At 62.4% G+C, this 20,815-nt stretch carries 18 protein-coding genes; 9 read left to right on the plus strand and 9 right to left on the minus strand.

The genetic code is table 11. The features are described from left to right. Window positions 1–73: 73 nt before the first annotated feature. Both OU993_RS04035 and OU993_RS04040 read right to left on the minus strand, forming a co-directional pair. Window positions 74–1,168 (minus strand): polyamine ABC transporter substrate-binding protein, encoded by a 1,095-nt coding sequence (locus tag OU993_RS04035; protein WP_268154963.1) that lies wholly within the window; start codon window positions 1,166–1,168, stop codon window positions 74–76. Window positions 1,169–1,313: 145 nt separating this feature from the next. Beyond that, complete coding sequence (locus OU993_RS04040) at window positions 1,314–2,732, minus strand: helix-turn-helix domain-containing protein (RefSeq protein WP_268154964.1); 1,419 nt, start codon at window positions 2,730–2,732, stop codon at window positions 1,314–1,316. A gap of 227 nt (window positions 2,733–2,959) precedes the next feature. Here OU993_RS04040 and aceA point away from each other — a divergent pair, with 227 nt between their 5' ends. Further along, entirely contained in the window at window positions 2,960–4,249 is a 1,290-nt protein-coding gene (gene aceA / locus OU993_RS04045; RefSeq protein ID WP_268154965.1) for an isocitrate lyase, read from the plus strand. Window positions 4,250–4,456: 207 nt separating this feature from the next. Further along, window positions 4,457–4,693: an SMc00767 family acetate metabolism repressor gene (locus OU993_RS04050; protein WP_165215450.1), complete on the plus strand. Its 237-nt coding sequence runs from the start codon at window positions 4,457–4,459 to the stop codon at window positions 4,691–4,693. Window positions 4,694–4,726: 33 nt separating this feature from the next. Here the strand turns inward: OU993_RS04050 and OU993_RS04055 are convergent, their stop codons facing one another. Further along, entirely contained in the window at window positions 4,727–5,599 is an 873-nt protein-coding gene (locus tag OU993_RS04055; protein WP_268154966.1) for a LysR family transcriptional regulator, read from the minus strand. Window positions 5,600–5,687: 88 nt separating this feature from the next. Between OU993_RS04055 and OU993_RS04060 the strand changes: the two genes are divergently transcribed. Continuing rightward, window positions 5,688–5,915, plus strand: coding sequence for a hypothetical protein (locus OU993_RS04060; protein WP_268154967.1), 228 nt, complete (start codon window positions 5,688–5,690; stop codon window positions 5,913–5,915). A 35-nt stretch (window positions 5,916–5,950) separates the two neighbouring features. Here the strand turns inward: OU993_RS04060 and OU993_RS04065 are convergent, their stop codons facing one another. The 3 genes from OU993_RS04065 to OU993_RS04075 all read right to left on the minus strand — a co-directional run bounded on the left by OU993_RS04065 (window position 5,951) and on the right by OU993_RS04075 (window position 10,230). Next, the gene (locus OU993_RS04065; RefSeq protein WP_268154968.1) at window positions 5,951–6,079 is read right to left on the minus strand and encodes a hypothetical protein; all 129 of its coding nucleotides are present in this window, start codon (window positions 6,077–6,079) and stop codon (window positions 5,951–5,953) included. A gap of 234 nt (window positions 6,080–6,313) precedes the next feature. Then, window positions 6,314–8,836, minus strand: a complete 2,523-nt coding sequence (locus OU993_RS04070) for a methyl-accepting chemotaxis protein (RefSeq protein ID WP_442792864.1) — start codon at window positions 8,834–8,836, stop codon at window positions 6,314–6,316. A 212-nt stretch (window positions 8,837–9,048) separates the two neighbouring features. Further along, entirely contained in the window at window positions 9,049–10,230 is a 1,182-nt protein-coding gene (locus OU993_RS04075; protein ID WP_268154970.1) for an NAD(P)/FAD-dependent oxidoreductase, read from the minus strand. 128 nt (window positions 10,231–10,358) lie between these two features. On the opposite strand from OU993_RS04075, the gene OU993_RS04080 reads away from it, so the two are divergent. The 6 genes from OU993_RS04080 (at window position 10,359) to OU993_RS04105 (ending at window position 18,769) form a co-directional block, all read left to right on the plus strand. Then, window positions 10,359–11,798, plus strand: coding sequence for a glutamine synthetase family protein (locus tag OU993_RS04080; protein WP_268154971.1), 1,440 nt, complete (start codon window positions 10,359–10,361; stop codon window positions 11,796–11,798). A gap of 10 nt (window positions 11,799–11,808) precedes the next feature. Beyond that, window positions 11,809–13,095: an NAD(P)/FAD-dependent oxidoreductase gene (locus OU993_RS04085; protein ID WP_268154972.1), complete on the plus strand. Its 1,287-nt coding sequence runs from the start codon at window positions 11,809–11,811 to the stop codon at window positions 13,093–13,095. Between the two features lie 94 nt (window positions 13,096–13,189). Further along, window positions 13,190–14,662 carry a glucose-6-phosphate dehydrogenase gene (gene zwf / locus OU993_RS04090; RefSeq protein WP_268154973.1) on the plus strand — a complete coding sequence of 491 codons (1,473 nt, stop codon included), beginning with the start codon at window positions 13,190–13,192 and terminating at the stop codon, window positions 14,660–14,662. Between the two features lie 5 nt (window positions 14,663–14,667). After that, window positions 14,668–15,366 carry a 6-phosphogluconolactonase gene (gene pgl, locus OU993_RS04095; RefSeq protein ID WP_268154974.1) on the plus strand — a complete coding sequence of 233 codons (699 nt, stop codon included), beginning with the start codon at window positions 14,668–14,670 and terminating at the stop codon, window positions 15,364–15,366. A gap of 112 nt (window positions 15,367–15,478) precedes the next feature. After that, window positions 15,479–17,299: a phosphogluconate dehydratase gene (gene edd, locus OU993_RS04100; RefSeq protein ID WP_268154975.1), complete on the plus strand. Its 1,821-nt coding sequence runs from the start codon at window positions 15,479–15,481 to the stop codon at window positions 17,297–17,299. A gap of 114 nt (window positions 17,300–17,413) precedes the next feature. Beyond that, a complete protein-coding gene (locus tag OU993_RS04105) occupies window positions 17,414–18,769 on the plus strand; it encodes a metallophosphoesterase (protein WP_268154976.1) in 1,356 nt (451 codons plus the stop codon). Between the two features lie 31 nt (window positions 18,770–18,800). Here the strand turns inward: OU993_RS04105 and OU993_RS04110 are convergent, their stop codons facing one another. The 3 genes from OU993_RS04110 to OU993_RS04120 all read right to left on the minus strand — a co-directional run bounded on the left by OU993_RS04110 (window position 18,801) and on the right by OU993_RS04120 (window position 20,770). Continuing rightward, entirely contained in the window at window positions 18,801–19,412 is a 612-nt protein-coding gene (locus OU993_RS04110; RefSeq protein ID WP_268154977.1) for a LysE family translocator, read from the minus strand. Between the two features lie 138 nt (window positions 19,413–19,550). Continuing rightward, complete coding sequence (locus OU993_RS04115) at window positions 19,551–20,351, minus strand: AraC family transcriptional regulator (RefSeq protein WP_268154978.1); 801 nt, start codon at window positions 20,349–20,351, stop codon at window positions 19,551–19,553. A gap of 62 nt (window positions 20,352–20,413) precedes the next feature. Then, a complete protein-coding gene (locus OU993_RS04120; protein ID WP_268157501.1) occupies window positions 20,414–20,770 on the minus strand; it encodes a hypothetical protein in 357 nt (118 codons plus the stop codon). Between the last annotated feature and the right edge of the window lie 45 nt (window positions 20,771–20,815).

Genomic DNA, 20,815 nt, shown 5'->3' on the forward strand with positions numbered 1-20,815 from the left:
CAACCGATCCGTCATTCAGGATGCCGGCGGATAGAACATCCACCGCCGGCACTGTTTGGCATGCACGTCCGGCTTACTGGCCGGTCTTGATGGCCGTCCATTCCCGGTTGATCACACGCTGAGCACGCGGGTCGTAGGGCGAAATGGTGAAGAGCTTGGCGAGTGTCGCTTCGTTCGGATAGACCGACGGGTTCTTCAGCACGGATTCTTCGATGAACTTCTGGGAGGCCAGGTTGCCGTTGGCATACTGGACATAGTTCGACGCCTTGGCGATCACTTCCGGCTTCATCAGGAAGTTGATGAAGGCATGGGCTTCCGCGACATTCTTGGCATCCGCGGGGATGGCCAGATTGTCGAACCACATATAGGTGCCTTCCTTCGGAATGACGTAGTCGACCTTCACACCGTTCTTGGCCTCTTCGGCCCGCGCTTTCGCCTGCAGGATATCGCCCGACCAGCCGATGGTGATGCAGGTGTCGCCGTTGGCCAGTTCATCGATATAGGCCGACGAGTTGAACGTCTTCACGTTCGGGCGGATCTTCTTGTAGACTTCGCCGCCCGCTTCCAGATCGGCCGCCACCTTGCTGTCGGGGTCCTTGCCGATGTAATTCATCGCAATCGCAAAGGTCTCGTCGGATGCGTCGAGAATGTTGATGCCGCAGGACTTCAGCTTCGCCGCATTTTCCGGCTTGAAGAGAATGTCCCAGCTGTCGACCGGGATATCCCCGAGAGCCGCCTTCACCTTGTCGACATTGTAACCGATGCCGGTCGTGCCCCACATGTAGTTCACGGCGTATTCATTGCCGGGATCGTATTTCGCCAGCCGTTCGCTGACGAGCGGCCACATGTTGCTGAGGTTCGGCAGCTTGGATTTGTCGAGCTTCTGGAATACGCCGGCCTTGATCTGGCGCGCCAGGAATGGACCGGTCGGGACGACGACATCGTAACCGGAGCCGCCGGCCAGAAGTTTGGTTTCCACCAGTTCATTGCTGTCGAAGACGTCGTAGACGACCTTGATGCCGGTTTCCTTGGTGAAATCCTCCAGCACCGATTCGTCGATATAGTCGGACCAGTTGTAGACATGCACGACGCGCTCCTGTGCAAGGGCAGCTGTCGAGGTAAGTGCTGTCGCGGCAAGCGCCAGCATACGGAGCACGGTCTGTTTCATGATATTCTCCTGTTCCCGTTTTTACTTCGGCTGGGCCTGGGCTTGGTGTCTCTCCAGCTCTTGTTTTAAGGGCAGAGTAAGAAGGATTTTTTCGCCCCACAAGCAAAAATGTGTGGCGCCGCACAAACTTATCGCGCCCCGGCCCTTACTGGAAATCAAAGGCGCTGAGGCCCGTCACCATTTCGTCGAGGCCGAGCGGCCGTGTGAGCGGTGGTTCGGCGCGCGACAGACAGCCCTGCCGTTCGCAAAGCCGGCAGGCGGTTCCCGCCAGAACCCGCGCAGCCGGAAGCTCCGCCGCAGCGGCGTAGACGGTCTCGGAGGCGGCGTCCCAATCACAGCCGAGGAGGATGGCGGTTCGGCGAATCCGTTCGCCGAATCCGGCCTTCGGCCCGTCCAGCGTGCGTGACAACGTCAGGAAACACGCACCATCCGGCATCTCCACCCGCTCGGCGAGCAATTGTCCCGGCTGGGCGAAGGCGGCATGAATGCCAAGCTTGGGACAGAGGCCGCCGAAACGGGCCTGCGGATAACCCTGCGCCCCGGAACGCCGGATGACATTACCGGCGTGATCAGCCTCCATCAGGAAAAAGGGCGGCGCGGCAGCCCCGCTGCGCCCGAGCGAGATCAGCCGGTGCGCCGCCTGTTCGAAGGAGACATCGAAGCGGGAGGCCAGAAGGTCGACATCGAAGCGGGCGCGCTGGGCAGCGGCAAAAAACGTGCCGTAAGGCATCATCAAGGCGTGGGCGGCATAACGCGCAAGTTCGAACCGGCCGATACGCAATGCCTCGCCGCTGGAGAGCGAGAGCGTGTTGAGTTCTTCGGCGATCTCCCGGCCCATGGCCAGGAGCGCCGCCTCCTGCGCGATCTCGCGCACCCGGTCCACCAGCGACAGACGCTCGGACAGGAAGAGGCGCATGGAATGGCGGTCATAACGGCGCCTGAGCGTGGGCATGGCGTGGATCGGTAGCGTGCGCACCGCGATGCCGTGTTTTGTCCTGAGCCAGGCCTTCAGGGCGGACGGCAGATCGTCACCGGGCGAAAGCTCGGCATAAAAGGCCTCCGCGGCATCCTCGATGCGGGCGAAAAAGAAGGGTCGCTTTTCCAGCTTCTCACGCACCTCATCCATCGGCAGGCGAGCTCCCGAAAGCGACGTCTCGTGCCCCTCGCGGGCCAGAAGATCGGCCAGATCCGACAGGCGTTCGGCCTGCTCCTTATAGGCGCGATACAGCTTGATGACGCCGACCGCCGCATTCGGGGCCGCATCCGCCACCTCGATCAGTTCCTGATCGCCCGGAATTTCGCCGGCGAGCAGCGGATCGCCAAAGACCTCGCGCAACTGGGCAGCGGCGCCCCCGCCCTCCCCTTGCAGCTGGTCGAGATCGACCTTGTAGACGGAGGCGAGTCGCAGCAGCAGCTGGACCGTCAGCGGGCGCTGGTTGCGCTCGATGAGGTTCAGATAGGAGGGCGAGATGCCCAGCCCCTCCGCCATCGCCGTCTGGGTCAGGTCGAGGCTCAGGCGAACCCGCCGCACCCGCGGACCCGCAAAGATCTTTCGCTCTGCCATGTCACACCTTTTACATCGCCGTCAGGAATGGGCATTTTTACATCTTTTACAGTTTTACAAACTTCACAGTCAAAGACAAGACAACCTAACCTCTTTCATCTCGCTGTTTCTGCTTATTTTCTGGCGGATCGCTGCGGTGCACTGTAAATTCAGTCTCAGACATTCGGAGAGGAAATCGACAAACACACAGCGTGTCACAATCTCCGACACATTCGGGAGAGAGCATCATGACAGACTTTTACAAACTTGTTCCCACCGCGCCGCAGGGCCGTTTTGACGGCATCGAGCGCCCGTACTCCGCTGAGGACGTGAAGCGTCTGCGTGGGTCGGTCGAGATCAAGTATTCGCTGGCGGAGATGGGGGCGAACCGCCTCTGGAAGCTGATCAACGAAGAGGATTTCGTCAACGCACTCGGCGCCCTCTCCGGCAACCAGGCCATGCAGATGGTTCGCGCCGGCCTGAAGGCGATCTACCTGTCCGGCTGGCAGGTTGCAGCAGACGCCAACACGGCCTCTGCCATGTATCCCGACCAGTCGCTTTACCCGGCCAATGCCGCGCCGGAGCTCGCCAAGCGCATCAACAGAACCCTGCAGCGGGCAGACCAGATCGAAACGCAGGAAGGCAAGGGCCTGTCGGTCGAGACCTGGTTCGCGCCCATCGTTGCCGATGCAGAGGCCGGCTTCGGCGGACCGTTGAATGCCTTCGAGATCATGAAGGCCTTCATCGAAGCCGGCGCTGCAGGCGTTCACTTCGAGGATCAGCTGGCATCGGAAAAGAAGTGCGGCCATCTGGGCGGCAAGGTTCTGATCCCGACGGCCGCCCATATCCGCAACCTGAACGCCGCCCGACTTGCCGCCGACGTCATGGGCGTTCCGACACTGCTCGTCGCCCGCACCGATGCGGAGGCCGCCAAGCTGCTCACCTCCGATATCGACGAACGCGACCAGCCTTTCGTCGATTACGACAAGGGCCGCACGGCGGAAGGTTTCTACCAGGTGAAAAACGGTATCGACCCGTGCATTGCGCGCGCCATCGCCTATGCCCCGCATTGCGACCTGATCTGGATGGAAACCGGCAAACCGGACCTCGAACAGGCCCGCAAGTTCGCCGAGGCCGTGCACAAGGTGCATCCGGGCAAGAAGCTCGCCTACAACTGCTCGCCGTCGTTCAACTGGAAAAAGAACCTGGACGACGCGACGATCGCCAAGTTCCAGCGTGAGCTGGGTGCGATGGGCTACAAATTCCAGTTCATCACGCTCGCCGGTTTCCACCAGCTGAACTACGGCATGTTCGAACTTGCCCGCGGTTACAAGGAACGCCAGATGGCGGCCTATTCGGAGCTGCAGGAAGCGGAATTCGCCGCAGAGATCAACGGCTACACCGCGACCAAACACCAGCGCGAAGTCGGCACCGGTTATTTCGATGCCGTGTCGCTTGCCATCACCGGCGGCCAGTCATCGACCACGGCGATGAAGGAATCCACCGAGCACGAACAGTTCCGCCCGGCGGCTGAGTAACGAACAAGACCCCTCCCCAGCCCCTCCCCACAAGGGGGAGGGGTAACCCGCAGAACCGCCTCACCCTATTGTAACCGACAGCTTGCTGGACGGTCCTGAAGGGCAGCCCGGTGCTGCAGGCAAAGCCCCTCCCCCTTGTGGGGAGGGGTTGGGGAGGGGTTTGAACATCCCCTTCAACAACCCCTGCACAACAAGAGGAGAAATGCCATGAACGTCCAAACCCGCGTCAAGGAACGCGCCGAAGAACAGTCCACCGCCATGACTGCCGAGCAACAGTCGGCGATCCGCACCCTTGCCAATGAACTGCACCGGCTGAACCATGCCGTGATGCGCGCCGTCGATGCCGGCGTCTCCGTCGAGCTGGTCCGCTCGGCCCGCCACCATGGCGGTGAAGGCAACTGGGGCGACCTGATGATCCCGGTGATCGTCGCCAATCCGCGCTGAGGAGCGGTGCGTGCGTGACGACTGCCCCCAATGCTAGATTTGCCGGGTGGTGTGTCCCCTCTGCCCGGCAAAGAGATCTGCGCTGTTTCTGACCAGCTCGGTCGCCCGATCCACCACGGCGCGGATCTCCCTGCGATGCCGGTCCTCGTTGTTCATCACGATCCACTGGCGATGCCGCAATTCGGCAATCTCCCCGCCCTCGCGCCGCAACCCTTCCTCCAGATCGCCGACGAAACAGGGGAGCACGGCAATGCCCGCCCCGGCCTTGACGGCGTCTAGAAGAGAGGATGGCCGGCTGACCACGAGGCCGATCCTCTCTGGCCAGATCCGGTGCGGGAAGCGCAGATAGGCGGAAAGCGCCTCCTCCTCGGCAACGGCAATCACCGGAAGAGGCACGTCCCGGTCGCCGGCACGATAGGCGGCATAGGCCACCTCCCCCAGCATGGAAGCGGCAAGATTGGGCTCCTGCGGTTCGAAGGCACGAATGCCGATATCGCTCTGGCGATGGGCGAGATTGGCCCGGCGTTCCCCGATGACGAGATCCAGCCGGCATCGATCTCCAAGCGATTGCGGCAAAAGGCTCGCGAGAAGAAAACGCGCCATCCATGTGCCGCAGGCGAGGCGCACAAGCGGCGGCCGCTCCTGCGCGCAGGCCCAGCCGGACATGTTGCGGACGATACCCTCCATCTCCAGGCAAAAGGCCATCAGCGTTTCGCCATCCGGCGTCAGACGATAACCGGTGCGGCTGCGCAGAAACAGCGGGCGGCCGATCTCCGCCTCCAGATCCAGCATCTTCCGGCCAAGTGTGGCGGGGCTGAGCCCGGTCGACTTTCCAGCACCGGACAGGCCGCCATGGCGGGCCACTTCAAGAAACTGCGCGTAGAGATCCCAGGCGAGGTTTTTCATGGATGAAAAACCTAGTCGATTTCTGTCTGTTCGGAAATGGCGTCCATGCGCCTAATGAAAGGGATCACCTCAACCTCAGGAGTGATCCATGCAGGAGATGATTACGGCCATGGTGGCCGCCAGACTGCTGACGCGGGCCATGTCGGAAGACGAATTCTATCGCCGTCACGCGGACCCCATGCCCCGCCCGCTCGGCCGGGCCTTGTGTTGGGCCGCAGACATGTTGCGCGCCGTCCACGCCAGGTCATCAGGCTTAGCAAAAACGTGCCGTTCGCGGCAGGACGATCATGGCAAGGCGCGCCAATCGACTACCTGACAGCAGGATCGCGGACGAAAACCGCCGGTGCCTTTTCAGAGAAGGAGAAGGCCCGGAAGCGCGAGGAAGGCGGCCGTGGCACAGAGTGTCAGCACCAGGAGGCGCTGCTTGCGGTCGGCTTTGGCTTGAGCAATGGCAATGGCACGGGCACGAGGCTTCTGCATGGACGTTCCTCAACAATCGTTGTCCCTGAAAACATGAACAACAGGGATGCGCGACGGTTCCAGAGCCAGTTGCTGTCGCCGGAAACAGCGCGTTTCTCCAGAGTGCGCGCGGGCCGTTAAGAAGTGCTGAATGCCGCGAAAGGTCTTTTTCTGCGAATGCGCAGACGCTCGACATAGTAAAGGCCTCCCTAAAACTTGGTCGGGAGGCCTTCATCTTGACTTCGGCAGATCGGATCAGGCGGCAACGCCGTAGGCTGCGGAACGCTGATCGATGCGGAACTGGTTCAACAGCGCGACAAGCTCGTCTGCCTCGTCTGCCAGCTGACGGCTGGCAGCGCTGGTTTCCTCGACCATGGCTGCGTTCTGCTGGGTCAGCTGGTCCATCTGGCTGACGGCGCCGTTGACTTCCTGCAGCGCGGACGACTGGTCGCGCGAGGAGCTGGCAATGCTTTCCACCTGCGAGGAGATCCGCAGAACCTGCTCGCCGATCGTTGCCAGCGCATCGCCCGTCTGCTGGACAAGGCGGGAACCACCGGCGACTTCTTCGGTCGAGGCGCTGATGAGCTGCTTGATCTCCTTGGCGGCACTGGCCGACCGTTGGGCGAGGTCACGCACCTCCTGCGCAACGACGGCAAAACCCTTGCCGGCATCGCCAGCGCGGGCGGCTTCCACACCGGCGTTCAGGGCCAGCAGGTTCGTCTGGAAGGCGATCGCATCGATCACTTCGGTGATCTGGCCGATCTTCTGCGAGGCAGCCTCGATCCGGTTCATCGCGGCAACAGCATCCCTGACGATCGAGATCGAGCCATCGGTCTGCTCACGGGTTTCCGCAACGATGGCATTCGCCTCCCGTGCCCGCTCGGCGGCGGAACGGACATTGGCGGTTACTTCGTTGACGGCGGCCGCAGTCTCTTCGAGCGAAGCCGCCTGGGTTTCCGTGCGGCGCGACAGATCATCGGTGGAGGCCGACATCTGCCGGACATTGCCCTGGATGGCGACGACATTGACCTGGATCTGGCCGATCGTATCCTGCAGGCGGTTCAGCGAACGGTTGAAGTCCGCACGCAGCTGCTCGAGACGTCCGACAAAGGGCGTATCGATCGTGGCGGAGACATCGCCTTCCGCCAGACGCTCCAGGCCGGCGGCGAGAGCGGTCACGGCAAACTGGATCTGCCGGTCAATCTCCTGCTTTTCCTGCTCGTTCTTCAGGCGCTCGGCTTCGGCCGCCGCACGCTCCTGCTCGCTTTCCGCTTCGATCCGCACCTTGGCCTCCGCATTCTCCTTGAAGATGCCGAGTGCGCGGGCCATGTCGCCCAATTCGTCGCGACGTGTTTCCCCTTCGATACGGGTGTCGAGTTCACCGGCGGCCAGGCGCCGCATGGTGGCAGCGATCTGCAGGATCGGACCCTTGAAGGTCATGATCAAGCCGATGCCGGCAAAGACGGCAACCAGGAATCCGATGGCCATGGCGGTGATGGAGATCTGGTTTGCCTTTTCACGCTCAACGCCGGCGGCATCACGCTGATGCGCTGCAAAGGTCGTCAGGTTCGTCCAGATCCGGTCGATTTCCTGGGCTGCGGCATTAAAGGCGTTCAGGCGCTTGCGGGACAGGTCGAGCAGCGCCACGGTGTTTTCATCGACCGTGGTGATCAGCGGCACGATGGCGTCGGCACGCTTGCGCGCCTCGGCCGGCACCGTTTTGTCGGACTGCATCGAACCGGCTGCGATATCGACCGACATCAGAGCGCCCTGCAGATCATTGAGAAGGCCGTCGTTCGGCGTTGCCGTGTACCGGACCGTCTTCAGTTCCAGCGCCTTGACCGCATCCATCAGGATACGGGCCGCGTTGATGAACTGGGTGGCGTCAGCGATGGGCTGGTCCAGCTTGCCAAAGGCCTCGGTCGCTTCACGCGCCTTGGTGGCGGCAATGCCCTGGAGGCGAATGGAAACCGGGCGCATCAGATTGACGACACGTTCCGTCGAACCGATGGTGGCATCGTTGACCACGCCGATATCCAGCTGCTGCTTCATCTGTGCCAGGTTTTCCTTCAACTGGTCACCGAGCAGACGCTGATCGGTCGGAAGCGCTTCGGAAATGCTCTTCACAGCGCTGCTCAGCGCAGCGAACTGGCCGGACAACACATCCATGCGCTCCTGCGGAGCGGTCTTGGCATTAAATTCCGTCACCACCTTGGCGATGGTGGAGGAACCTCTGGTCAGCTTCTCGGCGTCCCGCAGCAGGTTCTTGGCCCGGCCCTCATCGGCGGCAAGGTCATCACGGCTGACGGTCGCATACCCCATGATCTCCGCCTGGAGCTTGACCATGGCGCCAATCGCAGTGTCGATTTCCTGGCGGGTGGTGACTTCTTCCTGATAACGCGACCAGAGCTGGTCGATCTGACCGGAAATCGCGGTCGTGCCGGTGATGGCGGCGTTGATTTCCGTCTCTCCTTCACCGCTGTTTGCGCCGGCGCGAACATTCTGCAGGAGCGCACTCTGCGTCCTGACCTGAGTCGTCAACGCCGCCCGCGTGGTCTCGTTGGTATTCTTGAGGAACTCCGTCATCCCCGCATAAACGGACTTGAAGCCGCTTAGAGATTGCAGCACAGCGTTGGACATATCCATTCGCGTCTGCAAAAGATTGGAGGCGTACATTCCGGAAAAACCAACGGCAGATATACTGGCCAGGAACGGAACAATGAACGCGATGACCTTGGTCTGTATCTTAAATCGTGCCAGCAGACGATCAATGACCATCTTTGTCTCCTGAAAATTCTTTATCGACAGACTATCAAATTTAGCCCATCGGAATTGGGGATGACTTGTTGTGCCATGCACACATGAATCAATACTAAACGTGAGCAGACGCAATTTATCTGAACAATTGCGCACATACTGATCTGTTCAAAAGAGGGTCAGATCCGCGCGCGTCACGCTGATCGATTGTGCCGGAACAAGACGGCCTGGTCTCAGACCGATTCCCCACAGACGTGGCCGCAGGCCCAGGCCCACTGGAAATTATAGCCGCCCAGCCAGCCGGTCACATCCAGACATTCGCCGATAAAATAGAGACCGGGCACGGTCTTGGCCTGCATGGTGCGGGAATCGATCGCACCGACATCGATGCCGCCAAGTGTCACCTCGGCGGTGCGGTATCCTTCGGAGCCTGCCGGTTTCACCACCCACTGCTGCACTGCAGCAGAAAGAGAGACGAGAACCTTGTCGCTCTGGTCCGCCATGTGACCGGGCAGCCCCTTCTCCTCGGCGAAGAATTGCGCCAGTCGTCGCGGCAGGCTTTCGCCGAGCGCCGTCTGCACCGCCTGGCGGCCATTTTCCTTTCGGGCCTGCTTCAGGCGAGCGAGAATGTCGACGCCCGGTTCGAGCACAAGCGTGATCGCATCGCCTTCCCGCCAGAAGGACGAGATCTGCAGGATGGCGGGGCCGCTGAGGCCGCGATGGGTAAACAGCAGCGCCTCGCGAAAAGCCGTCTTGCCATGGCGAACCTCGGCCTCGACCGAAATGCCGGAAAGCGGCGCAAGTTTTTCCAGCAGGACGGGCTCCAGCGTCAGCGGCACCAGTGCCGGCCGCGTCTCGGTGACCGGGAGATCGAACTGCTCGGCGATACGATAAGCAAGACCCGTCGCGCCCATCTTCGGGATCGACTTGCCGCCGGTTGCCACGACCAGATGATCGGCCTCCACCGGGCCGCTGTCGAGATGGATGCGAAAGCCACTCTCCGTCTTGTCCACGGCGCCGATCGACTGCTGCAGCCACAGACTGACACCGGCCGCCTGCATTTCCGACAGCAGCATGCGGATGATGTCCTTGGCGCTGTCATCACAGAACAGCTGGCCAAGCGTCTTCTCGTGCCAGGGAATACGGTGTTTTTCGACGAGGTTGAGAAAATCCCGCGGCGTGTAACGGGCAAGCGCCGACTTGGCGAAGTGGCGATTGCCAGAGATGTAATTGGCGGGGCCGGCATGGATGTTGGTGAAGTTGCAGCGTCCGCCGCCCGAGATGCGGATCTTTTCGCCGGGGGCCTTGGCGTGGTCGAGCACAAGCACGCTGCGACCGCGCTGGCCGGCGCGCATCGCACACATCATGCCGGCGGCTCCCGCGCCCAGCACCACCACGTCAAACCTGCGTGTCACGATCCGTCCATTCCATCCTGCCTGCCCTCTTCCTGTTTTCGATCGGCGTGACAAAGTCAATGTGCCCGGCTGGCCAATCGCCATGTTCCGACTATGATGTCGGTAACGTCAACAACACCCGGTGCCTCATGCCGCCCAAGAAAAAGTCGACCGCCCGTGCCTCTGCAAACGCGCCCAAGCCGGCTGCGGCACAGCCATCCCTGACATCGCTTCGCGGTGTGGCGAACTGGCGAGAAGCGGCCTCCTGGCTCAAGGCCCGCGGCATCGAGGATGTCGAATGCATCACGCCGGACCTTGCCGGGGTTCCGCGCGGCAAGATGATGCCGACATCGAAATTCACATCCAATACCTCGCTGGCGCTGCCGTCCGCCCTCTACCGCCACACGATTTCCGGCGACTATCCGGACGAAACGGCGAACTTCCGCTACGAACCGCGCGACAGCGACCTGAAGCTGGTGCCCGACCTTTCCACTCTCTCCGTGGTTCCGTGGGAAAGCGACCCGACCGCGCAGGTGATCTGCGACGTGGTGGGCACGACCGGGGAACAGGTGCCCTATACACCGCGCAACGTGCTGAAGAACGTCCTGCGGCTTTACGACGAACAGGGCTGGAAGCCGGTCGTGGCGCCGGAAATCGAGTTTTATCTCGTCGCGATCAACGAAGACCCGGATTATCCCCTGCACCCGCCGAAGGGCCGGTCCGGCCGTTCGATCGTCGGCGGCCAGGGGTATTCGATCGCCGGCATCAACGAGTTCGACGAGCTGATCGACGACATCTACCATTTCTCCGAAAAGCAGGGGCTGGAGATCGACACGCTGATCCACGAGGAAGGCCCGGCGCAGCTGGAGATCAACCTGCGGCACGGCAATCCGATCCAGCTTGCCGACCAGGTGTTCCTCTTCAAGCGCACGATCCGCGAAGCGGCGCTGAAGCACGGCATCTATGCCACCTTCATGGCCAAACCGATGCAGGGCCAGCCGGGGTCCGCCATGCACATCCACCAGTCGGTGGTGGATGCCAAGACCGGCAAGAACATCTTTTCCAATCCGGACGGTTCGCCGTCGCGGGCCTTTTTCCACTTCATCGGCGGCATGCAGAAATACGTTCCGAGTTCGCTCGTCATGCTGGCGCCCTACGTCAATTCCTACCGCCGCCTGACGCCGGACATGGCCTGCCCGGTCAACAATGCCTGGGGTTACGACAACCGCACCACGGCATTTCGCGTGCCGATCTCGGATGCGGCGGCGCGACGTGTCGAAAACCGCCTGCCGAGTTCGGATGCGAACCCCTATCTGGCGCTGGCGGCCTCGCTGGCCTGCGGCTGGCTTGGCATCATGAAGGAAATCGAACCGACCGAACCGACCTATGACACGGCCAATGAAGGATCCATCGATCTTCCCCGCGGGCTTCTGGAGGCAGTCGCGCTTCTGGAAGGCGAACCGGCCTTCGAGGAAGTCTTCGGCAAGGAGTTCATCGGCCTTTATGCCGGCGTGAAGCGTGGCGAATTCGAAACCTTCATGCAGGTGATCAGTCCCTGGGAGCGTGAATTCCTGCTCCTTAACGTGTAAGGTGGCCGCCATGACCTGGCAGAGCCCCATCGCGCCCGGCCTGTCCTGGTATCAGGACAGCGTCGCGGAGCGCCCGACCTATGACGCGCTCGACGGATCGGTTTCGACGGACGTCGCGATCATCGGCGGCGGTTTCACCGGTCTGCAGGCCGCCTATAATCTGGCCAAACGGGGGGTCTCCACCGTACTGATCGAGGCGGGCCGTTTCGGCGACGGGGCATCCGGCCGTAATGGCGGACAGCTCGGCTCCGGCCAGCGGGCCTGGCCGGACGAGTTGGAGCCGGAAATCGGGTACGAGCGGTCACGCGCGCTGTTCGACATGGCGGAAAATGCCAAGCGCTACCTTCTCGACTTCTGCGAAACCCACGGCATCGACATGGATTATCTGCCGGGCCAGATGAATGTGGCGCACAAGCCCGGTCATGAGGATGATTACCGACGCGTCGCCGATCTTCTGGCCGACCGCTACGACTATCCGCATGTCTCCTTTATGAATCGCGCGGAGACCGCCGAGCGGCTTGGGTCGACACGTTATCATTACGGCGTGCGTGATGCCGGCACCGGACACATTCACCCGCTGAAGCTGCTGATCGGGCTGGCGCGCGTGGCGGCCGAAGCGGGCGCCCGGCTCTGCGAGATGACGCCGGCGAAAAACCTGACGCAGGCGGCAGGGAAGACGCTCATTGAAACGCCGCGCGGCACGATCACCGCCGATCGTGTGCTGCTGGCGGCCAATGCGCATATCGGCAATCTGGAAAAGGAAACGGCATCGCATGTGATGCCGATCCGCTCCTTCATCGGCGCGACCGTGCCGCTCGACCAGCATCCAGAGATCCTGCCGGGTTCCGAAGCGGTGGCCGATTCGCGGTTCGTCGTGCGCTATTTCCGCAAAAGCCGCGACGGGCGCCTGCTGTTCGGCGGTCGCGAGGCCTATACGGCCGACAGCCCGCGCGACATGTCGAAACACATCCGCCGGCAGATCGCCGAAATCTATCCGGCGCTGAAGGAGATCGAGATCACCCATGCCTGGGGCGGTTCCGTCGGAATCACCATGCCGCGCAAGCCCTTCGTGCGCGAGGTGATGCCGGGCGTCACCTCGATTGCCGGTTATTCCGGCCATGGCGTGATGCTGTCAAACTATTCCGGCAAGATGTATGCGGATCTCATCGCGGGCAATGCCAGCGAACTCGACCTGTACAAGGAGTTGAAGATACCGCCCTTCCCGGGCGGCGCCCGTTTCAGAAGCCCGCTGCTGTTCCTCGCCCTCACCTGGTATGCGCTGCGCGACCGCTTCTGACACGGATTTGAAAGATCGGCCCGCGGCAGGGCTGGCTTTTTTAAATCGATTAGATTATGTAGACCTCAACCTCGGAACTTCGAAAGAGCAAGGCATGAGCAGCCAGATCATCCCCGTGGAACCCTTCGATTACGTCGTCTTCGGCGGCACCGGCGATCTTGCCGAACGCAAGCTTCTCCCGGCGCTCTATCACCGGCAGATCGAGGGTCAGTTTACCGAGCCGACCCGCATCATCGGCGCCTCGCGCAGTGCGCTGAGCCATGACGATTTTCGCAAGTTTGCCGACGAGGCGCTGAAGAAGCACCTGAAAGACGGCGAATATGCCGAGGCCGAGGTGGCGAAATTCCTGGCCCGCCTGTTCTACGTCTCCGTCGATGCGAAGTCCGATGGCGGCTGGGACACGCTGAAGAAGCTGCTGGACGAGGGCAAGGAGCGCGTCCGCGCCTTCTATCTCGCGGTGTCGCCCGCCATCTTCGGCGCGATCTCCGAAAAGATCCGCGACCACAAGCTGATCACCAAATCCACCCGTATCGTGGTGGAAAAGCCGATCGGCCGCGACCTCTCCTCCGCACTCGACCTGAACGACACGATCGGCAAGGTGTTCAAGGAAGAACAGATCTTCCGCATCGACCATTATCTCGGCAAGGAGACGGTGCAGAACCTGATGGCGCTGCGTTTTGCCAATGCGCTCTATGAGCCACTGTGGAACGCGCAATACATCGACCACGTGCAGATCTCGGTCGCAGAATCCGTCGGCCTCGAAGGCCGCGCCGGATATTACGACACGGCCGGCGCGCTGCGCGACATGGTGCAGAACCATATCCTGCAGCTGCTCTGCCTTGTGGCGATGGAAGTGCCCTCCTCGATGGATTCCGAAGCCGTGCGCGACGAGAAGCTGAAGGTGCTGCGCGCGCTGAAGCCGATTACGGAAGCCAATGTCGAGCAGATGACGGTGCGCGGCCAGTACCGCGCCGGCGCCTCGGCTGGCGGCCCGGTCAAGGGTTACCTGGAAGAGCTCGAAGGCGGCGTGTCCAACACCGAAACCTTCGTGGCGATCAAGGCCGAGATCAACAATTGGCGCTGGGCCGGCGTTCCCTTCTACATCCGCACCGGCAAGCGCCTGACCGGTCGCATGTCGGAGATCGTCATCACCTTCAAGCCGATCCCGCACAACATCTTCGAGCCGGCCGCCGGTCGTATCTCCGCCAACCAGCTGATCATCCGCCTGCAGCCGGATGAAGGCGTCAAACAGTCGCTGATGATCAAGGACCCCGGTCCGGGCGGCATGCGCCTGCGCAACGTCTCGCTCGACATGAGCTTTGCCGCGGCCTTCAACGTGCGCAATCCAGATGCCTACGAGCGCCTTCTGATGGACGTGATCCGTTCCAACCAGACGCTGTTCATGCGCCGCGACGAAGTGGAAGCGGCGTGGAAGTGGGTCGATCCGATCCTCAAGGGCTGGGAACTGACCGGGCAGCTGGCGCAGGGTTATACCGCCGGCACCTGGGGCCCGAGCCAGGCCATTGCGCTGATCGAGCGCGACGGCCGCACCTGGCATGAGGGCTGACGGGCATGGCATTCACCTTCCATAATTTCGGCAGTGCGGAAACGCTTGCAGGGCAACTGGCAAGCGACGTCGCCTTGCGCCTCACCCAGGCGATTGCGACGCGCGGTTCCGCCTCGATCGCCGTTTCGGGCGGCTCGACGCCAAAGCGCTTTTTCGAAGTGTTGTCGACGCAGGATCTCGCCTGGGACAAGGTGACGATCACGCTCGTGGACGAGCGTTTCGTGCCGGCCGACAATCCGCGCTCCAACCATCTGCTGGTCGCGACGCATCTTTTGCAGAACAAGGCTGCCAACGCGATCTTCCTGCCGCTCTACCAGGATGTCGCCTCTGCCCTGCAGGCGGCGGCGATTGCGACGGAAAAGACGGAAGACATCGGTAATCCCTTCGATGTGGCGATCCTTGGCATGGGAACGGACGGGCACACCGCGTCGTTCTTCCCGGGCGGCAATCATCTTGCCCGCGCGATTGCCGAGGACGCGCCGCGCGGCGTGATGACGATGATGGCGGACGGCGCCGGCGAGGAACGCCTGACCTTCACCTTTCCGAGCCTGGCCGATGCGCGCTTTCTGGTGCTGCATATCGAAGGCGACGCGAAGAAAAACGTTCTCGACCAGGCCAAGGCCGGCACCGACGAGATGGAGATGCCTATCCGCGCCGTGCTGAACCGTGCGCCCTCGCCGGTCGAGATTTACTGGGCGCCTTGATCCGACAAGGACGGCACCCGTGACGCAGGCCGCAAACTGCGGCAACCGAGGAAACAGATGACCAGGCGCGGCGGCCTCCCAACCGCCGCGGACCTTGCCCATGGAGGACGAGATGGCTGCCCATTCCAGCATAGAAGCAATCACCCGGCGCATCGTGGAACGATCGAAACCGCATCGCGAAGCTTATCTCGACCGGGTGCAGCGTGCGGTTGCCAAGGGCGTGCACCGTTCGACGCTGTCCTGCGGCAACCTTGCGCATGGTTTTGCCGTCTGTTCCCCCGCCGAGAAGGCCGCGCTCGCCGGAGACGTGGTGCCCAATCTCGGCATCATCACCGCCTATAACGACATGCTTTCAGCGCACCAGCCGTATGAAACCTTCCCGCCGATCATTCGTGATGCGGCGCGTGAGGCCGGCGGCGTCGCCCAGGTGGCGGGCGGCGTGCCCGCCATGTGCGATGGTGTGACCCAGGGCCAGCCGGGCATGGAGCTGTCGCTCTTCTCGCGTGATGCGATTGCCATGGCGGCCGGCATCGGTCTTTCCCACAACATGTTCGATGCCGCCGTCTATCTCGGCATCTGCGACAAGATCGTGCCGGGCCTCGTGATCGCCGCTCTCACCTTCGGCCATCTGCCGGCCGTCTTCATTCCCGCCGGCCCGATGACCTCCGGCCTGCCGAATGACGAGAAGTCGCGCATTCGCCAGCTCTATGCGGAAGGCAAAGTCGGCCGCGCCGAACTGCTGGAAGCCGAATCCAAATCCTATCACGGCCCCGGCACCTGCACATTCTACGGCACGGCCAATTCCAACCAGATGCTGATGGAGATCATGGGCTTCCATATGCCGGGCGCCTCCTTCGTCAATCCCGGCACGCCGTTGCGCGAGGCACTGACCAAGGAAGCCGCAAAGCGCGCGCTCGCGATCACGGCGCTCGGCAACGAGTTCACGCCCGCGGGCGAGATGATCGACGAACGCTCGATCGTCAACGGTGTTGTCGGTCTGCATGCCACCGGCGGTTCCACCAATCACACGATGCACCTCGTCGCCATGGCGCGCGCGGCCGGCATCCATCTGACCTGGCAGGATATTTCGGAACTTTCCGACACGGTGCCGCTGCTTGCCCGCGTTTATCCGAACGGTCTTGCCGACGTGAACCATTTCCACGCCGCCGGCGGCATGGGTTTCCTCATCAAGCAGCTCCTGAAGACCGGCCTCGTGCATGACGACGTGCGGACCGTCTTCGGCCAGGGCCTTGCCGCTTATACCGTCGAGGCACGGCTCGACGAAAACGGCATGGTGATGCGCGAACAGAGCCCGGAAGAGAGCGGCGATCCGAAGGTGCTGACCCGCATCGAAAACCCCTTCCAGTCGAATGGCGGCCTGAAGATGCTGACCGGCAATCTCGGCAAGGGGGTCATCAAGATCTCCGCCGTCAAGCCGGAGCGCCATGTCATCGAGGCACCGGCAATCGTCTTCCACGACCAGCAGGAACTGCAGGACGCCTTCAAGAAGGGCGAGCTCAACAAGGATTTCGTCGCCGTGGTGCGTTTCCAGGGCCCGAAGGCGAACGGCATGCCGGAACTGCATCGCCTCACCCCGCCGCTCGGCGTGCTGCAAGACCGCGGTTTCAAGGTGGCGCTCGTCACCGATGGCCGCATGTCGGGCGCCTCCGGCAAGGTGCCGGCGGCGATCCATGTGACGCCGGAAGCCTCAGATGGCGGCCCGATCGCCCGCATCCAGGACGGCGACATGATCCGCCTCGATGCCGTCAACGGCACGCTGGAAGTGCTGGTGGATGCGGCTGAGTTTGCCTCGCGCCCCTTGGCCGAGGCCAATCTGGACGACAACGAATTCGGCATGGGCCGCGAACTCTTCGCCCCCTTCCGCCGCAATGTCGGCCCGGCGGATTCCGGCGCAAGCGTGTTCTTCGGATAAGCGAAAGCACGCCATACAATATACGGGGCGGGCATCGCCGCCCCGGCATACACGTCACAAGCGTGTAGCACAGCATTGGTAGGCGGAGGCATTTCCAATCAAAGGATTGCCCAGATGTTGCTGAACCGCCGTGCCGTGCTTGGCCTGATTTCCTCCACCGCGCTGTTGCCGCTTATCGGCACCGGTGCCCGCGCCGCGGAGGCGGGTGTCGATCTCATCATTCTCTCGGATCTGCATTCGGCCTATGAGCGGATGGCCGAGCTGCTGCAGGCGGTGCAGGCGCGTGTGGCGGCTGCCAGCCGGCCCCAAGTCATTCTTTTCAACGGCGATCTGTTCGAGGTCGGCAATGTGGTTGCCGCCCGCTCCGGCGGCGAGGCCGACTGGGCCTTCCTCGGCGCTCTGGCAAAACTCGCGCCGACCGTCTTCAACATCGGCAATCACGAGCCGGATTTCGACAATGACCTCGCCCATTTCGTCGAGAAGGCCCGCTCGCTCGGCGTGACCGTGCTCAGCAACATCACCGACAAACGGTCGGACAAGCCCTTTACGGACGCCTCCACCACGCTCTCCGCCGGCGGCCTGACGCTCAGCATCGCCGCCCTCGGCACCAATGCAATCAACACCTATCCCAAGGCGACGCGCGAGATGATCGCCGTGCCGCAGCCGGTGGAATGGGCCAAGGCCAACCTGCCGTCGATGCTGAAGGGCAATAGCGTCAACATCGTGCTGAGCCATGCCGGTGTCATCGCCGATCGCGACATCCTGCCGATGCTGCCGGATGGCACGCTCATGATCGGCGGCCACGACCACCTGACGCTGGTGCATGAACAGGGCAAGACCCGCTATGTGCATACCGGGTCCTGGGCCTCGCTGATGACGGTGGCGACGATTGCAGCCCCGGGTGCAGCCGCCAGCCTGGAGCGGATCGCGATCGAACGCGGCGGCCCGGCCGCGCCGGACCTCAAAAGCGCCATCGCCGCCGTTTTGGAAAAACACCTGACGGCGGAAGACCGCAGCGTCGTCGCCCGCACCAAGGCGCCGCTGACGCTGGGTGAGACGGCCCGTTTTGCCGCCGCCGCCATTGCCGCCAAGGCCGGCGCCGATATCGGTTTCATCGGCCACACCTCCTTCGGCACCGGCCTGCCCAAGGGGGAGGTGAGCCGTTTCGACTACAATGCGGCGCTGCGTTTCGAGGGCAAGATCATGAAGACCGAGGTGGATGCGGCGACCCTTGCCGCCATCCTGGCGCGTTGCAACCAGGATGGGGACGTGCCCCTGTCTGCCCGCACCGGCGATTTCCTCTATTCGGCACCGACGCTTGCCCCCGGCAAACAGAGCTACATCATAGCCTGCAACGACTGGTCGGCGATCAACCGCAAGGCCTATTTCGGCCGCGAGGACCTGGCCTTTGCCGAAGTCCCGGACGTGAAGCTGAAGGCCCTGGTGATCGAGGCGCTCGCCCGCGCCTGATCCCGTCGCTCCGAGCGGCGACGGCAGGCTTTTATCGATCTGCCGTCGCAAGCTTGATGCCGAGCCCGACGAAGGCCAAGGCAAAACCGCGCCTGAGACCCGTCATCACGTTCGGTCGCGACGTGATGTGTTCGCGCACCGCCGCCGCACACGAGCCATAGGCAACAAAAATCACGAAGGTCATGCCCATGAAAACGAGCGACAGCTCGATCATGCGCCACAGACCATCTCCTGTCCCGGCAGAAACGAATTGCGGCAGGAAGGCAAAAAAGAAGATCGACAGTTTTGGGTTCAGCAGATTGACCAGGATCGCCGAAAGGATCGTCTGCCGGTCCGAGCGGGCGGCCTGTCCGGTGTCGATCGACAGTGCGCCCTCCTCGCGTAAAATCATCACGGCCATATAGGCAAGATAGGCGACACCGGCATAACGGATGATCTCGTAGGCCAGCGCACTCGCGTGCAGGACGGCGGCAAGGCCGGTGATGGCCGCCAGCATGTGCGGCACGATGCCGAGCGTGCAACCGAAGGCGGCGATGATGGCGGCGCGGCGGCCATGGGTGAGCGCGGCCGCAAGGGTGACGATGACACCTGTGCCGGGGGTCGCGACCACGATCAGCGAGGTGAGCAGAAATTCCCAGCTCATGCGCGGCCTCCCGCTGCCAACGACTGGATTGAACGATACGATGATGTGACGTTCGTTTTCATGCAGAGGCTCCTTTTGAATGAGCCTCTTATGCCGTCAATCTCCGCACCCGGTCTTGAACGCTATTGCAGGGCGAGGCTATCGCACGGCCGCCGCATAGGCGCCGGGCGTCATGCCGTAGGTTTTGACAAACAGCCTGTTCATATGGCTCTGGTCCGCGAAACCGGCCTCAAGGGCTGCCTCCGCCAGGGGCTTCCTCTGGCGAAGCAGGCGGCGGGCCAGATGCAGACGACATTGCCGCTGATAGGCATGTGGCGGAAGGCCCGTCATCTTGAGGAAGGCCCGCAGGACCTGGAAGCGGCTGAGGCCGGTGAGGTCTGCGAGATCCTGAAGCGTGACCGGCTGTGCCGGGTCCTCCTGCAGGCGCTGCAGCGCGCACCGCAGCCGGTCATCCGGCAGTGTCTGCGCCGGCCGCTCTTCGGCCAGGTGCATCAGAAGCGAAAAAAGACGCTCCTCCACCATCAAGGGAGCATCCTTCACCGGAGCGGCCGTGGCCGCGGCAAACAGCGCCGCTGCCTCGTCGGCAAGCCGATGGTCTCGGGCGACCGGCCTCGTCAGCTCGAGCTGCCGGTGCTTGCCATCCGTCAGGTCAAGGCCTGCCGCCCAGACGATCTGCGGATCGAGATAGATCATCCGCCAGGCGCGGCCGCCCTCGCCAAGCGGCTTGCCGTCATGCACCTCGCCCGGATTGACGGTAATCACGTCGCCGGCCTCGGCCTCGACGTGGCCACGTCCGCTCGCCGACTGCTGCGCACCCCGCAGGATGACGCCGATGCCGAACTGGTCATGGGTGTGGCGGCAAAAGGTCATGGCGGAATCGGCCACGACCGCGTCGATGCCGGACATACCTGACGGCAGAGAGAGAAAGCGGCCATTCATCCGGGTCACCTTTGCCAAGCATCTTGGTTGCCGGCGAAATCCGAGATCTTAGCCCGGCACCCTCACCAGCTCCTCACATCCAGCTTCTTGTCTTTGTGCGCCGGATGGGTCGAGAAGATGAAGATGCGGTTCAGTTCCTTTTCCGTCAACAGGCGCAGGAAACGCACATCGATCGTGTTGTTGGCATTCATGCGCATCAAAACGCAGCCGATCTTCATGATGCGGGCATCGGGAATGTCGAGGACGAATTCGTTGGGCAGGTTCGACTGCGAGAGGAGCGACAGGACCGCCCCGCTCATCGAGATGGCGATCACGTCGCAGCGGCGCTGCGCCATGTGCATGACGTGCTTTTCGGTGAACTCGATCCGTCCCGCATTCATCGTCTCTTCAAGCTTGAACCGCGTTTCGCGGTCATACATGAAGGACTCTTCCTTTTTCAGGTAGTGCGGACGAGAATTCATCTT

The organism is Rhizobium sp. SL86 (assembly GCF_026672545.1).
Classification (GTDB): Bacteria; Pseudomonadota; Alphaproteobacteria; order Rhizobiales; family Rhizobiaceae; genus Neorhizobium.

What these genes read in the sequence shown, in the direction of transcription:
- OU993_RS04035 (WP_268154963.1), bottom strand. Translation starts at nt 1,168, where the DNA reads ATGAAACAGACCGTGCTCCGTATGCTGGCGCTTGCCGCGACAGCACTT.
- OU993_RS04040 (WP_268154964.1), bottom strand. Translation starts at nt 2,732, where the DNA reads ATGGCAGAGCGAAAGATCTTTGCGGGTCCGCGGGTGCGGCGGGTTCGC.
- aceA (WP_268154965.1), top strand. Translation starts at nt 2,960, where the DNA reads ATGACAGACTTTTACAAACTTGTTCCCACCGCGCCGCAGGGCCGTTTT.
- OU993_RS04050 (WP_165215450.1), top strand. Translation starts at nt 4,457, where the DNA reads ATGAACGTCCAAACCCGCGTCAAGGAACGCGCCGAAGAACAGTCCACC.
- OU993_RS04055 (WP_268154966.1), bottom strand. Translation starts at nt 5,599, where the DNA reads ATGAAAAACCTCGCCTGGGATCTCTACGCGCAGTTTCTTGAAGTGGCC.
- OU993_RS04060 (WP_268154967.1), top strand. Translation starts at nt 5,688, where the DNA reads ATGCAGGAGATGATTACGGCCATGGTGGCCGCCAGACTGCTGACGCGG.
- OU993_RS04065 (WP_268154968.1), bottom strand. Translation starts at nt 6,079, where the DNA reads ATGCAGAAGCCTCGTGCCCGTGCCATTGCCATTGCTCAAGCCAAAGCC.
- OU993_RS04070 (WP_442792864.1), bottom strand. Translation starts at nt 8,836, where the DNA reads ATGGTCATTGATCGTCTGCTGGCACGATTTAAGATACAGACCAAGGTC.
- OU993_RS04080 (WP_268154971.1), top strand. Translation starts at nt 10,359, where the DNA reads ATGCCGCCCAAGAAAAAGTCGACCGCCCGTGCCTCTGCAAACGCGCCC.
- OU993_RS04085 (WP_268154972.1), top strand. Translation starts at nt 11,809, where the DNA reads ATGACCTGGCAGAGCCCCATCGCGCCCGGCCTGTCCTGGTATCAGGAC.
- zwf (WP_268154973.1), top strand. Translation starts at nt 13,190, where the DNA reads ATGAGCAGCCAGATCATCCCCGTGGAACCCTTCGATTACGTCGTCTTC.
- pgl (WP_268154974.1), top strand. Translation starts at nt 14,668, where the DNA reads ATGGCATTCACCTTCCATAATTTCGGCAGTGCGGAAACGCTTGCAGGG.
- edd (WP_268154975.1), top strand. Translation starts at nt 15,479, where the DNA reads ATGGCTGCCCATTCCAGCATAGAAGCAATCACCCGGCGCATCGTGGAA.
- OU993_RS04105 (WP_268154976.1), top strand. Translation starts at nt 17,414, where the DNA reads ATGTTGCTGAACCGCCGTGCCGTGCTTGGCCTGATTTCCTCCACCGCG.
- OU993_RS04110 (WP_268154977.1), bottom strand. Translation starts at nt 19,412, where the DNA reads ATGAGCTGGGAATTTCTGCTCACCTCGCTGATCGTGGTCGCGACCCCC.
- OU993_RS04115 (WP_268154978.1), bottom strand. Translation starts at nt 20,351, where the DNA reads ATGAATGGCCGCTTTCTCTCTCTGCCGTCAGGTATGTCCGGCATCGAC.
- OU993_RS04120 (WP_268157501.1), bottom strand. Translation starts at nt 20,770, where the DNA reads ATGTATGACCGCGAAACGCGGTTCAAGCTTGAAGAGACGATGAATGCG.